The organism is Azospirillum brasilense, assembly GCF_007827815.1.
Taxonomy (GTDB): domain Bacteria; phylum Pseudomonadota; class Alphaproteobacteria; order Azospirillales; family Azospirillaceae; genus Azospirillum; species Azospirillum brasilense_C.
Genome location: NZ_VITH01000004.1, coordinates 16,280 through 30,355, shown reverse-complemented (window position 1 = coordinate 30,355; position 14,076 = coordinate 16,280). Strand labels below are relative to the sequence as shown.

General features: G+C 65.7%; 13 protein-coding genes. 9 read left to right on the top strand and 4 right to left on the bottom strand.

The features are described from left to right. Positions 1-83: 83 nt before the first annotated feature. The 8 genes from FBZ83_RS09150 (at position 84) to FBZ83_RS09115 (ending at position 9,893) form a co-directional block, all read left to right on the top strand. On the top strand, positions 84-1,649 hold the full coding sequence (locus tag FBZ83_RS09150; RefSeq protein WP_145682180.1) for an ABC transporter substrate-binding protein: 1,566 nt from the start codon (positions 84-86) through the stop codon (positions 1,647-1,649). Between the two features lie 15 nt (positions 1,650-1,664). After that, positions 1,665-2,618 carry an ABC transporter permease gene (locus tag FBZ83_RS09145; RefSeq protein WP_186466023.1) on the top strand — a complete coding sequence of 318 codons (954 nt, stop codon included), beginning with the start codon at positions 1,665-1,667 and terminating at the stop codon, positions 2,616-2,618. Continuing rightward, on the top strand, positions 2,615-3,460 hold the full coding sequence (locus FBZ83_RS09140; RefSeq protein ID WP_145682178.1) for an ABC transporter permease: 846 nt from the start codon (positions 2,615-2,617) through the stop codon (positions 3,458-3,460). Before FBZ83_RS09145 ends, FBZ83_RS09140 begins: the two co-directional genes overlap by 4 nt. After that, the gene (locus FBZ83_RS09135; RefSeq protein WP_145682177.1) at positions 3,457-5,133 is read left to right on the top strand and encodes an ABC transporter ATP-binding protein; all 1,677 of its coding nucleotides are present in this window, start codon (positions 3,457-3,459) and stop codon (positions 5,131-5,133) included. The genes FBZ83_RS09140 and FBZ83_RS09135 overlap by 4 nt, the downstream gene beginning before the upstream one ends. A 36-nt stretch (positions 5,134-5,169) precedes the next feature. Beyond that, a complete protein-coding gene (locus FBZ83_RS09130) occupies positions 5,170-6,330 on the top strand; it encodes a mandelate racemase/muconate lactonizing enzyme family protein (protein ID WP_145682176.1) in 1,161 nt (386 codons plus the stop codon). Positions 6,331-6,426: 96 nt separating this feature from the next. Beyond that, a complete protein-coding gene (locus tag FBZ83_RS09125; protein WP_145682175.1) occupies positions 6,427-7,671 on the top strand; it encodes an aminotransferase class V-fold PLP-dependent enzyme in 1,245 nt (414 codons plus the stop codon). 48 nt (positions 7,672-7,719) lie between these two features. Continuing rightward, positions 7,720-8,094: a Rid family detoxifying hydrolase gene (locus FBZ83_RS09120; protein ID WP_145682174.1), complete on the top strand. Its 375-nt coding sequence runs from the start codon at positions 7,720-7,722 to the stop codon at positions 8,092-8,094. An 824-nt stretch (positions 8,095-8,918) separates the two neighbouring features. Next, positions 8,919-9,893 (top strand): recombinase family protein, encoded by a 975-nt coding sequence (locus FBZ83_RS09115; protein WP_145682173.1) that lies wholly within the window; start codon positions 8,919-8,921, stop codon positions 9,891-9,893. 121 nt (positions 9,894-10,014) lie between these two features. Here the strand turns inward: FBZ83_RS09115 and FBZ83_RS09110 are convergent, their stop codons facing one another. Further along, complete coding sequence (locus FBZ83_RS09110; protein ID WP_145682172.1) at positions 10,015-10,269, bottom strand: DMT family transporter; 255 nt, start codon at positions 10,267-10,269, stop codon at positions 10,015-10,017. Here FBZ83_RS09110 and FBZ83_RS09105 point away from each other — a divergent pair. Next, complete coding sequence (locus FBZ83_RS09105; protein WP_145682171.1) at positions 10,235-10,627, top strand: hypothetical protein; 393 nt, start codon at positions 10,235-10,237, stop codon at positions 10,625-10,627. The two genes, FBZ83_RS09110 and FBZ83_RS09105, sit on opposite strands and share 35 nt — an antisense overlap. A 123-nt stretch (positions 10,628-10,750) precedes the next feature. Here FBZ83_RS09105 and FBZ83_RS31390 read toward each other — a convergent pair whose 3' ends face one another. From FBZ83_RS31390 to FBZ83_RS09095, 3 genes are all read right to left on the bottom strand, one after another. Next, positions 10,751-10,909 carry a hypothetical protein gene (locus FBZ83_RS31390; RefSeq protein WP_162801347.1) on the bottom strand — a complete coding sequence of 53 codons (159 nt, stop codon included), beginning with the start codon at positions 10,907-10,909 and terminating at the stop codon, positions 10,751-10,753. A 603-nt stretch (positions 10,910-11,512) separates the two neighbouring features. Further along, positions 11,513-12,547, bottom strand: a complete 1,035-nt coding sequence (locus FBZ83_RS09100) for a helix-turn-helix domain-containing protein (protein ID WP_145682170.1) — start codon at positions 12,545-12,547, stop codon at positions 11,513-11,515. Between the two features lie 304 nt (positions 12,548-12,851). After that, positions 12,852-13,937, bottom strand: coding sequence for a helix-turn-helix domain-containing protein (locus FBZ83_RS09095; RefSeq protein WP_186466022.1), 1,086 nt, complete (start codon positions 13,935-13,937; stop codon positions 12,852-12,854). Positions 13,938-14,076: the final 139 nt, after the last annotated feature.

Sequence of the window (14,076 nt, the reverse complement as noted above, 5' to 3'; positions counted from 1 at the left end):
TTTATTATCAGTCTGTTACGAACTCGCTTCCCAGGCCTGTCGCCGTGCTCCATACACGGAGGAAGTAACAGGGAGAGCAGAGAATGAATTTTTCAAAAATCAGCCGGCGTGATTTCCACACCTTGTTCGGAACCGCTATGGGGACCGCCGTGCTCGGGGGGATTCCCGTCATCGCCCAGGCGGCCGGGACAGCGAACAGCCCCTCCGCGATGGTGCCGAAGAAGGGTGGCCGCGTCCGGCTGGCCCTTGCCCAGCAGAGCACCAACGACACCTTCGACAGCGCGCGTTTCACCAACGCCAACGACTACATCCGCGGGTCCGCCGTCTTCAACACGCTGACCCGCGTCGATGGCTCGGGCCAGGCGCAACCGGAACTGGCCTTGTCCTGGGACGCGAACCCGTCGGCCACCGAATGGCGCTTCAAAATCCGCAAGGGCGTGGAATTCAGCGATGGCCAGCCCCTGTCGCTTCAGGACATAGCGTTCTCCATCATGCGCCACAAGAACGAAGCCAAGGCCTCGTCGGCGAAGCCCCTGGTCGCCAACATCGCCGCGGTGACCACGGAAGGTGACGACACCATTCTGGTCCGCTTGGCTGAGGCGGACGTCGAGTTGCCCGTTCTGCTCGGCCTGCTGCAGTTCTGCGTGGTGAAGGACGGCACGGAGGATTTTTCCAAGCCGGTCGGCACCGGCCCCTTCGTCATGGCGGAGTTCCAGCCCGGCATCCGCACCGTGCTGACCCGCAACACCAATTTCTGGAAGGACGGCCAGCCTTACCTGGACGAGATCGAGATGATCTCGATCACCGACGCCAACGCACGGGTCAGCGCCTTGCTGTCCGGCGACATCGACATGGCCGCGGACCTGAAAGGCGCGGGCATCGATCAAGTCGCGGCGAACCCGTCCACCAAGATCTTCGAGACGCCGAGCACCCGCTACGCCGGCTATCAGTTCGACGCGTCCACCAACTTCGACCCGAACCTCGGGTTGGCCATCGCCAACATGTTCGACCGCCCGAAGATCGTCGAAACCGTGCTCAAGGGCCACGGCTCCGTCGCCAATGACCATCCGGTCGGCAAGATGAGCCCATACTACAACGCCAACCTGCCACAGCGCGGACTGGACCTCGACAAAGCCAAGCATTACCTGAAGAAATCGGGAATCGGGCGGACCCCGCTCGAACTCTCGGTCAGCGACGGCGTGGTCTACAGCGTCGAAATCGCCCAGCTTCTGCAGCGCTCCGCCGCCCAGGCGGGCCTCAATCTGACCTTGCGGCGCGAGCCGTCGGAGAGCTACTGGACCGCCGTCGCCGGCAAGCGCCGCTTCTTCGCAACCAACTTCTTCCCCCGTCCGACGCCGCATCTGCTGCTCAACGTGACCTGGAAGAGCGGCTCGCAGTGGAACTTCTCCCACTACGGCAACCCGCGCCTGGACTCCCTCATCGACGGCGTTCGGGCCACCCTGGATGTGGACAAGCGCATCGCCATGTACCATGAGATCCAGGAGATCCTGCACAACTGCGGTGCGGTGACGATGCCGGTCTTCCTGAGCTATCTCGACGGTGTCTCAAGCCGCATCCAGGGGCTTACGCCCAACCAGATCGGAAACTTCTCCGGCTTCCGGTTCTCCGATCAGGTCTGGCTTTCGTAAGCGCTGGGTCTCGCCGTGATCAGATTCATCGTCAAGCGGCTGGCAGCAGGCGTCGTCCTGCTGCTGGTCATCTCCCTGCTCATTTTCGTCGGCTGCGAGATGTTGCCCGGCGATGTCGCGCAAATCATGCTTGGACAGTCGGCCAGCCCCGAGAATGTGGCGGCGTTGCGGGCCGAACTGGGATTGGATCAGCCCGCACCGGTTCGCTATCTGGCTTGGCTGTGGGGCATATGTCATGGCGACTGGGGCGTTTCGATGACCTCCCGCCAACCCGTCAGCGTGATGTTGTCCGAACGCCTGTCCAACACGTTGACGCTGGCCGGGCTGACCACGCTGGTCTCGGTTCCCCTGGCCTTGCTGATCGGCATGGTCCTGGCTGTCCACAAGGGCACCCGTCTGGACCGGGTCGGGACCATCGTCATCGTCGGCCTGTGCGCGACGCCGGAATTCCTGGTCGCCACGCTGGGCGTGCTCGTCTTCTCGATCCATCTGCGCTGGCTGCCGGCGATCTCTTACGTGACGCCCGGCTCGGGGGTCCTGACCCTCATCAAATCCATGCTGTTGCCGTTGGCCACCATGACCATCATCGTCACCGCGCAGCTCGCCCGGATGACCCGCGCGGTGGTCGGCAACATCCTGACGCAGCCTTATGTCGAGACGGCCCGGCTGAAGGGCGCCGGATCGGTCCGCGTGATCACGGTCCACGCCTTGCGCAACGCCATCGGCCCGCTGATCAACATCATCGCGATGAATGTCGCCTACCTCATCAGTGGCGTGGTGATCGTCGAAACCATCTTCGCCTTCCCCGGCCTCGCCCGGCTCATGGCGGATTCGGTTCAGGCGCGCGACCTGCCGGTGGTCCAGGCCTGCGCCATGATTTTCTCGGCCTCCTACATCGGCCTGATCATGGTCGCCGACATCGTCGCCAAGCTGTTCGACAGCCGCAAGGAACCGGGGGCTTCCGCATGATGCCGCACCAGACACCCACCCTGTTCAAAAGCCTGTTCCGGCCGACGCTGCTGTCGGTTGTCGTCGCCCTCCTGCTGCTGGTTGCCTTCGTCGTTCTGGCGGCACCGCTGTTGCCGCTGCACGACCCCGACGCCTTTCTGAGCAGCGACGGCTTCGTTCCGCCGTCCGGCGAGTACTGGTTGGGCACCGACTTCCTCGGCCGGGATCTGCTGGCGCGCCTGCTCAGCTCGGGCCGCGTCACCCTTGGCATGGCCTTGCTCAGCACCATTCTCGCCCACCTGATCGGCGACACGCTGGGTTTGCTGGCGGCGTTGCGCGGCGGATGGTTCGATGCGGTCGTCAGCCGGATCGTCGACGTGGTTCTGTCCGTTCCCAAGATCATTGCCGGTCTCGTCGTGCTGGCCGTGACGGGCCCGTCCCTCGTCGCCATCGTGGTGCTGACAGCCGTGGTCTACGCCGCCGGCGTGTTCCGGATCTCGCGCGCGCTCGGGCAAGACCTGATCGCTCAGGATTTCATCACCGTGGCCCGTGCCCGCGGCGAGGGCAATCGGTGGCTTCTGTTCGGCGAGATGCTGCCGCATGTGGTCATGCCATTGACCGCGGATTTCGCCCTGCGCCTGAGCTTCGCCATCCTCTTCATGAGCGGCCTGAGCTTCCTTGGTCTTGGCGTGCAGCCGCCAATGGCGGACTGGGGCGGACTGGTCCGTGAAAATCTGGACGGCCTGCAAATCGGTTCCTGGGCACCGATCTATCCGGCTCTCTCCATCGCGGTCGTCTCCGTCCTGCTGAACCTGTTCGTCGACGGGCTGCAGGAACGTGAAAAGAAGGAGGGCGGGGTATGACGCTTCTCCATATCCGGAATCTGAATCTGTCCGCGGACAGCGGGAAGCCCATTCTGCGGGACGTCTCGCTGACCCTGGAACATGGCCAGATCCTGGCGCTCATCGGGGCATCCGGGTCCGGGAAAACGACGCTGGCGCTGACCGCCCTGGGGCACATGCGGCCGGGCGTCCGCCACGTCTCCGGACAGGTGCTCTTCCAAGGCCAGGATCTGATGTGGATGAGCCAGAGCGCACTGGCGCGCCTGCGTGGCCGCAAGCTGGCCTACATCGCCCAGAGCGCCGCGGTCTCCTTCAACCCGCGCATCCGGCTGGACCGCCAGGTCACGGAAAGCAGCCGCATCCACCACACCATGTCCCCCGACGCGGCCCACGCCCGCGCACGGGAGGTCTATCGGACTCTTGACCTGCCCACCGGCGAAGCCTTTTACAACCGATTCCCCCATGAGGTGTCCGGCGGGCAATTGCAGCGGTTCATGATCGCCATGGGCCTGCACGAGATGCCCGAAATTCTGGTCTGTGACGAACCGACCAGCGCCCTGGACGCCACCACCCAGGTGGAGGTGCTGAAGGCCCTGGACACCGGGATCCGCGCCAGCGGGACCGCCGCCATCCTGGTCGGCCACGACATCGCCCAGGTGGTCCAGATCGCCACCCACATCCTGGTGATGCGCAACGGCGAGGTGGTCGAGCGCGGCACGGTCGAGCAAATCCTCCATCATCCCGAACACCCGTACACGCGGCAACTCCTGGAGATGCATCGCGGTTTCGATGCCGAATCCGGGACCACGGCGGCCCCCGTCACCGCCACCACCGCGGCAGCGGTGTCCCCGCCCGACCGGACCGACCGGCCGCCGCTTCTCGAGGTTCGCGATCTGGCCGTGTGCTACGGCACCGGCGGTTTCGCGGTGAAGGCGCTCAGCGGTGCGTCGCTGACCCTGAACGGCGGCGAGATGATGGCGGTGGTCGGCGAGTCCGGGTCGGGCAAGAGCACCATGGCCCGTGCCATCGCCGGCTTGGTCCAACCCAGCCAGGGCGACGTCCTGGTCAACGGGCGGCTGATGGAACGGGATGTGCTCAAGCGTCCACTCCCCGTGCGCCGGGCCGTCCAGATCACCTTCCAGTCGGCCGACACGTCCCTGAACCGCCACCACACAGTGGGCCGCATCCTCGGACAGGTGCTGACCTTCTTCGGAGAACGCTCCAAAGAGCGCCGCGCCGAGCGGATACGCGAACTTCTGGAACAGGTCCATCTGCCCGCCGACTATGTCGACCGCAAGCCGAGCCAGATGTCCGGTGGTGAAAAGCAGCGCGTCAACCTGGCCCGCTCTCTCGCCGCCCGGCCGGACGTGCTGATCTGCGACGAAATCACCTCGGCGCTCGACAACATCGTCGCCGCATCGGTGCTCGACCTGATCAACGAACTCAAGCGCGAGCTGAACATCGGCATCCTGTTCATCAGCCATGACCTTTCGGCCGTGGCGGCGATGTCGGACAAGATCATGGTCCTGCGCAACGGCGAAGTCGTCGAACAGGGTCCCACGGCGCAGGTCCTCCGGGCTCCCCGCCATCCCTACACCCGGCTGCTGCGCTCCTCGGTTGCCGCCATGCGCCTCGGATGGCTGGAGGAGGCTTCCGCGCTCCACCGGTCCCTGCGCGATGAACTCGGCGCCTGAGCCTTTATCCCATCCCATTCATCGGACAGCGTCATCATGAAGATCACCAAAGCCACGATCTATGTCATCAACGGCGAGGGCCTCAAACCCGTCATCGTCAAGCTCGATACCGATGAGGGCATATCCGGCCTCGGCGAGGTCGCCACGGCTTACGGCTGCGGCCGGACCGGCGCCGCGGGCATGATTCAGGATCTGTGCGCACGGTTCGTGATCGGCGCCGATCCGACCCGCATCAACAGCCTGATCGGCGAGATGTACGATCAGTCCTTCTGGCTGAAGAATCCGGGGGGCATTGCCGGAGCCGGCCTCAGTGCCATCGAGCAGGCCCTGTGGGACATCCGGGCACGGGCGCTGAACGTTCCGGTCTACGAGCTGTTCGGCGGACGGATGCGCGACACGCTCGCCTACTACGCCAATGGCTGGTACTTCGGCGCGACCTCCGTTGCCGATCTGCTGCGCCAAGCGGAGGCGGCCGTGAAGGACGGGCACAAGGCCCTGAAAATGTACCCCTTGGCGCGGATTCAGCCCAACGGGACCCTTCGGCACACGGTCAACCGCTACGCGGATGACCGTGACGCGGTGAACACCGCGCTGGATATCGTCGCGCAGGTCCGGCGCACCGTGGGCGCCGACGTCACGCTCATGCTCGATCTGGCCGGCGGTTTCTCGGTGAGCGACACCATCCGCTTCGCCCATGGCCTGGAAGACCTGGACATCGCCTTCATCGAGGAAATCTGCGATCCGGGGGATCTGGGTGCGCTCGAACAGGTCGCCGCCAAGACGAACATTCCGATCGCCACCGGCGAGCGGCAATATCTGCGGTACGGCTTCCGCGATCTGCTGGAGCGTCGGGCCGTCGGCATTCTGCAGCCGGACATCGGCAACACCGGCGGGTTCGCCGAAACCCATAAGATTGCCGCCATGGCCGATGCCTACGGCGTCAAGGTGCAGCCCCATGTCTGCGGCAGTTCCATTGCGGCCAGCATCGCCACCCATCTCAGCGCCGTGATCCCGAACTTCTACGTGCAGGAACACTTCCCCTACTGGGCCCGCATTCCCGGCTGGATCGAAGTGGCGACGGAGCCCTTCGAGAGCCGTCTGAAGAACGGTGCCCTGCAGATTCCGGACGGGCCGGGTTACGGCGTCACCCTGAAGGACGCCGTGGTCCGGGAGCACATCTGGGCCGAGGTTCGCTAACACCGCCCACGGGCGGGTTGCGGCACATGTTCAAGACCACCGGGGGAGGGCGGTGCCTTGCCCCGGCGGCCGTTACAAAGCAATCCAATGAATAATATGACCGGTAACGATCCGCGTCCGGCCGGCGCCTCCCCTCTGCCTGCCGACATCCTAGACGAGGAACTGGACGCGCTCCGCGCCGAGACGCCGGGGCTCGCCGGGCAAACCTTCCTCCTGAGTTGCGGCGCGTCGCTCATGCCACGTCCCGTGGTCGAGCGGATGCACGACTACCTGGACCTGGAAGCCCGGCTGGGCGGATACGGCGCCTTCGCGGCGTCCGAGGAGCGACTGGAGCGTGTTTATGGGTCGATTGCCCGGTTGATCAACGCAGCACCCGCCGAGATCGCTCTTGTGGAGAACGCCACGGTCGCGTGGCAGCTGGCTTTCCACTCCCTCGACTTCGCCCCCGGTGATGTGATCATCACCGCCGAGGCGGAGTACGGCGCCAATTATGTCACCCTGCTCCAGATGCAGCGGCGCCGGGGAGTGGTTATTCGGGTGTGTCCGTCGGATGAGCAAGGCGTCGTCGATCTGGCGGCGCTTGAGCGGATGATCGATCCGAAGGTTCGCCTGATTTCCTTGACGTGGGTGCCGACCAATGGCGGGTTGAACAATCCGGCGGCGGCCGTCGGCCGGATCGCCCGCGCGCACGGCGTTCCCTATCTGCTGGATGCCTGTCAGGCGGTCGGTCAGATGCCGGTCGATGTCCAGGCGCTCGGCTGCGACTTTCTGGCCGCGACGTCGCGCAAGTTCCTGCGAGGACCGCGTGGCGCGGGCTTCCTGTATGTCCGCCGCGCGATGCTGGATCGGTGCGAGCCCCCCTTCATCGATCACATCGGCGCCCGGTGGGTGGAGCGCAACCGCTATGAACTGCGCGACGACGCCCGGCGCTACGAAAGCTGGGAAAGCAACCACATGGCGCGGCTCGGCATGGGCGAGGCCGCCGATTATGCGATGGAAATCGGCATCGACCGCATCTGGCGCCGCTGCCGCGGGTTGGCGCAACGGCTTCGAGATGGCCTGGCAAGCGTGCCCAGCTTCCGGACTCATGACCTGGGCGCGTGCCCCAGCGCCATCGTCAGCTTCAGTTCCGATGCCGTGGACCCACGGACCATCGTCGCCGGAGCGGCAGCCCGTGGCATCGCCATCAGCACCTCGTCGCCGGAAAGCACCCGCCTGGACGCCGAACGCCGGCATCTGCCCACGCTGGTTCGCGCGGCCCCGCACTACTTCAACACCGAGGCGGACGTCGACCAGCTCGTCGCCTTCGCCGAGTCCCTCATTCGCCGCGGCGATGGCTGATCTCACGTCCCCGCCGTCGCGCCATAACGAGCCATAAGGAGACAGACCGTGACCCCCATTCATACCGACTCCGCCCCGGCTGCCATCGGCCCCTATTGTCAAGCCATGCGCCACGGCGATTTGCTGTTTGTTTCGGGCCAGCTTCCCATCGTTCCGGCGACCGGGGCTTTTGTGTCGGAAGACCCCGTCGAACAGATGGCCCAATGCCTTGCCAACATCGCCGCGATTGCCGAGGCCGCCGGCACGGACATCGCCAAATCCCTGAAACTCACCGTTCTGGTCACCGACCTGTCCACCTTCGCCGCCCTGAACGATGAATATGCGAAAGTGTTTTCCACGCATAAGCCGGCCCGTGCCTGCTACGAAGTTTCGGCCCTTCCGAAAGGCGCCCAGGTCGAAATCGACGCGATCATCGCCATGTGAAGCACGCCACGGAACCATGGTGCCCAGCGGCCATCCAATGAGTGCCGGCGCGACGCCGAAGCGGGCCGTCTCCGCGTCAGTCCGACTGTGGCCCGACAACTCTGTCAGGCCACAGATAGACTGACCTTATTAGCGTGCTGAAAAGGCTGAGTTTGCCCGAACTGGCGTGACCCCGATTCCACAATAAGACTGACCTGATTCCTGCACTTCCACAATAAAGCTGACCCGGCTCCCGTATCCGCCTTGTGCGCCAACACTTTGGGGGTGCAATCCTAGAAAAGTGCCCTTTGGCTTCCGTCACCGGTCGGCCGCCGTAGAGGGTATCCTCGACGACAAGCATTTCGTCGAGAGTCGAATGCGTGTGTCGTTGTCGGCTGGTTCGTGCGAAAAGCCGGATTCCAGGGGTTTCAACGCCCTGCTTGGCCCCGTTTTGCAAACCGGATCGTGCGAAATGCGGGCGGTTCATGCGAGAAGCTCCCCGTCGGGACGAGGGGAAGCGCCTCATGTCGTTGAAAAGCCGACATTCTTTTAGGAAGACAGATCAAGACGCGCTCAGCCCGAGGGCCGTTCTTTGCCTGATGTCCCGCCGGTCGAGGAGGCCGGCGCCGCTTGGCATCTTGTCTCGTGCCGGCTGACAGTTCCGGTCCATCAGCGGGGCGCACGGCGGCCCACGACGCCTATATATTTTACCAAACGGCCGTTACGTGCCGTCTGCATCTTTGGTAAAATGGCCCAGGCGGACGCCTGGCGAGGGTGTCTGAAGCTTAATCGGGTAAAATTCGGCGGCGTGCACCATTTCCGGACCGCTGCGCTGGGAGAGGTCCATGGCCCTGATCGGGTACGCCCGCGTGTCGACCGACGAGCAAACCACTGACCCGCAACTCGACGCGCTGAAGGCTGCCGGTTGCTCGACGATTCACCGGGAGCATGGGTCCGGCGGCGACCGGTCGCGCCCGGAACTGAAGCGCGCCATCGCGCGCTGCCGCGCCGGCGACGTGCTGGTCGTCGTGCGCATCGACCGGCTGGCCCGTTCGCTCGCCCATCTCCTGGAGATCATCGAGGCGCTCGACGCCCAAGGGGCGGGTTTCCGCTCGCTGGGCGACCCCATCGACACCACCAGCCCGCAGGGCCGCTTCACCTTGCAGATCCTCGGCGCGGTGGCCGAGTTCGAACGCGCGCTCATTCGCGAGCGCACCAAGGCCGGGTTGAAGGCCGCCAGGGAGCGGGGCCGGATCGGCGGCAATCCGGGACTGCGCTTCCGTTCAGCGGCGGCGGTGCGCGCCGTCAACGACGCCCGCGAGGCGCGGCGCGACGCCGATGTGCTGCGGGTGGCTGACGACATCCTGCCGCACGTCCGCGCGATGCGGCCCGGCTATTCCTGGGCAACCGTGGCCCGCAGCTTGGCTAGAAACGGCTCGCGGCGCCCCGACGGTGGCCCCTGGACCGGGCCGGCCCTGGCGCGTGCCGTGCGTCGCCTCGCGCGGGACGGGTTCGTGGACGACCGGGTGCTGGAGCGTACGCCGCGGCGGCGGGACAGCGACGACCTCGTCACCCTGGTCGCCTCGGCGGTGAAGACGCTGGACAACCCAACCCTGACCAACATTGCCCGGCATCTTGAAGAGCTGCATTGCCGGACGCCCCGCGGGGAAACACGCTGGTCGGTCTCGTCGGTTCAAAACCTGCTGGGTCAGGCCGTTGCACAGGGTCTTCTAGAAGATCGGCCGCTTCCTGCACCGGAAGCGCCCCGTCGGCGCGGCCGTCCGCCCAAATCGCTCAAAGGTTTGCAAAGCACTTCATAACAGCGACAGGCAATGCCCGTGGTGAGCAGAGTGTTCCGCCCCGCGCATCAGGGTGAACCGGAGCCAAGATCCCGGGCGTTTGATTTGTGAAGGGAGGTCGTGAGCGGTTGTGCTGCGGGGATCAAGCTGTGGACGGTTCCATAGCGCCTGCCAGGATGACGACACCCAGAACGATGATGGCGATGCCGAGCAGCGCCAACGGGGCCAGGGCTTCGCCGAACAGCCACCAGCCGCCGATGGCGGCACCGGCCATGCCGAACCCTGCCCAGACCGAATAGACGAGCGAGATGGGGAAACGTTGAAGGGGCATGGACAACAGCCAGAAGGACAGGGCATCGCCGATGGCGACGATCACCATCGGGCCGATCCGGGTCATCCCATGCGCGGCTTCCTACGAGCTGGGAGGAACGCTCGGCATCGCGCTGCTGGGCAGCCTGATGTCGCTGCTTTACACACGGGCCATGCTCTTGCCGTCCGGGATTGCGATCGCTCCCGAGGCGCGCGACAGCATTGATGAGGCCCTTGCTCTATCGGAAGAACTGGTACCATCCCAGGCCGAGCAGGTGATCGGCGTGGCCCGGGTGGCCTTCGACCAAGCCTTTACCGGTGTCGTCGGCACGGCCGCCCTGATGCTGATTGCCGTCGCCCTGGACGTGCGTCGCATGCTTGCCGGTCAGGAAGGGGCGAAAGACAACGGTTCTTCGAAGCGACGGGTTGATGGCTGCCGAGGTTGATGCCTCCGGCGGGCGGCATCCGCGCTTCCCATCAGGCGATCTCGTTGCCACCGGTCGCAAACGGCGCGTCGACCCAACCCGCGCTTCCAAGATCCAGGCAGAGTTGGAGGCAGCACCGTCTGCCTAAGCCGAGCCGGGAAACCCGGCGCGGTTCAGTTGTGGATGTCTGATGCCTGCGGCCACTCTCTCCAGCAGCTTGAAGACGGAGAACAGCGTCACCACGGTCAACGCCTTGATCGTTTCGCCGATGGTCAACACGCCCGCCCTGACCATGTTGGTCAACAGCCAGCCGGATTGGCTTCAACATGTTTTTCGGGACGGAGTGGAAACGCGGTGAGGAGCGGCATCAGCCATTTCGCGCCATGCCTCTTGATTCAAGCATCGGACCGCCGCCGCGGACAGTTTGCGCAGCACCGCACGCCGTTGGCGCGCTCGGAGCTTTCCGGTCGGCAAGGTGCCATGGGCGTCCAAGGCGAACTGGACGGCCTGCACGATGTGATGATGGATCACGGGTGCCGTTGCCGGCGCTTGCCGTCCCGGCGATGGTGCCGGCGAATTCGGGTGCTTCTCCCGGATCGGTGGCGCGGGTTTCGCCAAAAACCGTCCCAGACCAGTTCGCTCATCCTGGCTGGCTCTCCATGCGTCCCGGCGGGCCTGCCCGATCAGGCTCGCCGCCTTTGTGTTGGCGGCCACAAACCCGGCATGGAACGGCCCGTCGATCGGAAACCGCGATCTCCATCCGGCATGACGGTTGCGGACCGCGCCGGAAAACAGAACCCTCGGGCCTCCTCCTCGATGATTGCCTCGATACGGGGATAGGGAGCGGGTTCGCGGATCAGCCTCATAAGCCTTCAGCGGGCAATAAATATGGTGGGAACTGGGACCCTAGAAAACAGCCAGTTCATGGAACCAGCGCTTCAAGGCGTCGGCCGATCCAGCCGCCAGGGAGCGCGGTCGCTGTTTGTTGTTGCGCGCATCGCGCGGCGTCATCCCGAACGCGGATCGGAAGGCCCGGCTTAAGGCGGCCTCAGAGCGGAAGCCCCAGCGGTGCGCGATCTCAGCGATGCGGAGGCCCCCGTGCGCCGCGGTCAGTTCGCCGAGGCAGCGGTCGAGCCGACGCCGCAGGATGTAGGCGGACACCCCGCCGAGCGGCTCGAACAGCCGATACAGGGTTGGGCGGGACAGACCGAACGCTTCGGCGACCTGGGCCGCTCCGAAATCAGGATCGCCGAGACGCGCGTCGATGTGGCGCTTGATGGCCGCCATGCGGGACGCCTGCATCTGGGGCCGGACGAGATCCAGCGCGTCGACGGTCGGGCCCAGGCACCCGGCGACGAAGGCGGCGCTGCCTTTGGTCAGGATCAGGGCCTCGCGGGCCGACAAAGCGTCGGCTGCCCGGTACAGCGATTGGATGTGACCGGAAAGCAGGGCGCCGAGCGGCGTGTCGCCGCGCAGGACCATCCCGTGCAATGCATCCGGCGCGCTCACCAGCGGGGCCAGCATCTCCCGCGGCAGGCAGAGCGTCAGAGTGTCCATGTTGGTGTCGACCGTATGGACGGTCTGCGCCAGGTCCAGGACGCAGACGTCGCCCGGACCGACCTGGACATCGCGCCGCCCCATCGTTCCGCGGGAACCGCCCCGGCGCTGCACCTGGATCAGGTAATGATCGATGCCGCTGCGGGTGATGACCTGGGTGGTGCGGTGAAAGGTTTGCGTCACCGAGGCGCAGCGGCCGAGCAGCACGCCGCCCAGATGATAGGTCTGCAACGTTCCGCGGAACGCGCCGACCTCCTCCTTGGGCAGGGTGATGTCGAACACCGGCGACATCTGGTCCCGCCACAGCCAGAATCCTTCCTCTCCCGGACTCTCCAGGCTGTCGAAGGAAAGAACCGGAGCGGTGCCGTGGGTTGCATCGGCCATCAATAGTACCCAAACAATTCCCTGTGGGAAGGGAAACCACTCCCCGGCACCGCTGTCAAGATTCAACGGGGATGGCTTTTATAAGCAACAGTGGCTTGGCCGGGCCGAACTTTGGCCCGGATGGATAAGCTCCGACTTGCAACGACGCCCTCTTCGACGGGCGGAGGCGGTGCTGTATTCAATCTTTGCAAGAACAGGGGTGGGTGAACATTATCTTGCCAGCCAATCAATCAGCGCTCCCGGCGCGCGATGGCGCACGGCTTCATGGCTTGGTGAGAACAGACATGGGCCGGAACGGCGAGAGTCAGCGCGGCAAGTTGCCCGGGGTCAGGGACCGCATCCACCGTTCGAGAACACGCTCCGCCGCCCCATCGTCCTTCGGCGCGGACTGCCGCATGCGTTCGGCGGTGTCCCGCGCCTCGCCCGGCGCCATGCCGTAGGCGGCGCGGAACGCCCGGCTGAACGCGGCTTCCGACCCGAATCCCCAGTGGTAGGCGATGTCGGCGATCCGGGGCCGGTCCGGTTGGGGCGCCGCCAGATCGTGAAGCGCCCGCGCCAGCCGACGGTCGCGGACATGCTTCGCCACCCCGCCCAGCGGCTCGAACAGGCGGTAGAGGGTCGAGCGCGACAGGCCGAAGGCGTCGCAGATCAGATCGGTCCCGAGGTCGGCGGCGTCGAGCTTCCGGTCGATGAAGCTCGTGATGCGGTCGAGCAGTCCTCCCTGCGGCTCGTCGATCGGGCCGCGGGCGTCGAGCGCCGAACCGATGCCCGCGGCGATCACCCCGATGGCGCCGCCGGCCACCGTGGCGGCCACCTTGACGCTCAGGCCGGGGAGTTGGGCGTGGAGGTTGCGGACATGGTCGTTCAGCAGCGTTCCCACCGCCGACGCGGCCGGCAGCACCAGCCCGTGCAGGACCTCCGGTGCCTTGTTCGGGGAAATCAGGGCCGCGCGGGGGATCACCAGCGTCAGGGCGCTGAAAGTCGTGGTCTCGACGGCCAGCGGCCGGGCGAAATCCAGAACGCCGACATCGCCGGCCCGCATCGCGAACGCCCGTTCGCCCGCCGTGCCGGTGCAGCCCCCGTCGAGATAGACCTGGATCAGGCAGTGGTCCACGGCGCCGCGGGCGATGGTGGCGCTCGTGCGGCGCAGGGTCACCGGCGGCCCGTCGATGCGCGCCATCAGCAAGCTGCCGAGGTGATGCGTCGTCATCGACCCGACGAAGTCGGACCCGCCGTCCTCCGTGTCGTCTTTCCTGTCGTCCTCCGCGCCGACCGGCTCGGCGTCGAAGAAGACCGACAGGATGTCGCGCCACTGGCGGACGCGCTCCCGGCCCGACAGGCCATCGGGAGGGAAGCGCAGCACCGGGATCGCGGGTTCGTCGGCGGGCACCGCAGGGCTTCCCATGACGGGGACGGAGGCGGTGTCCTTTAGCAAGCTCCGCCCACCGCCCGCAACAGGACGTTGGGCCGGGCCGCCGCCGTGAGACGCGGTGCCAAGTTTTTGGGACGGATCGTCGGGCGGGGGCGGG

Excerpts from the sequence above, each read along its gene's own strand:
- FBZ83_RS09130 (WP_145682176.1), top strand. The coding sequence starts at position 5,170 with ATGAAGATCACCAAAGCCACGATCTATGTCATCAACGGCGAGGGCCTC.
- FBZ83_RS09125 (WP_145682175.1), top strand. The coding sequence starts at position 6,427 with ATGACCGGTAACGATCCGCGTCCGGCCGGCGCCTCCCCTCTGCCTGCC.
- FBZ83_RS09135 (WP_145682177.1), top strand. The coding sequence starts at position 3,457 with ATGACGCTTCTCCATATCCGGAATCTGAATCTGTCCGCGGACAGCGGG.
- FBZ83_RS09100 (WP_145682170.1), bottom strand. The coding sequence starts at position 12,547 with ATGGCCGATGCAACCCACGGCACCGCTCCGGTTCTTTCCTTCGACAGC.
- FBZ83_RS09110 (WP_145682172.1), bottom strand. The coding sequence starts at position 10,269 with ATGACCCGGATCGGCCCGATGGTGATCGTCGCCATCGGCGATGCCCTG.
- FBZ83_RS09115 (WP_145682173.1), top strand. The coding sequence starts at position 8,919 with ATGGCCCTGATCGGGTACGCCCGCGTGTCGACCGACGAGCAAACCACT.
- FBZ83_RS09105 (WP_145682171.1), top strand. The coding sequence starts at position 10,235 with ATGGCGACGATCACCATCGGGCCGATCCGGGTCATCCCATGCGCGGCT.
- FBZ83_RS09150 (WP_145682180.1), top strand. The coding sequence starts at position 84 with ATGAATTTTTCAAAAATCAGCCGGCGTGATTTCCACACCTTGTTCGGA.
- FBZ83_RS09140 (WP_145682178.1), top strand. The coding sequence starts at position 2,615 with ATGATGCCGCACCAGACACCCACCCTGTTCAAAAGCCTGTTCCGGCCG.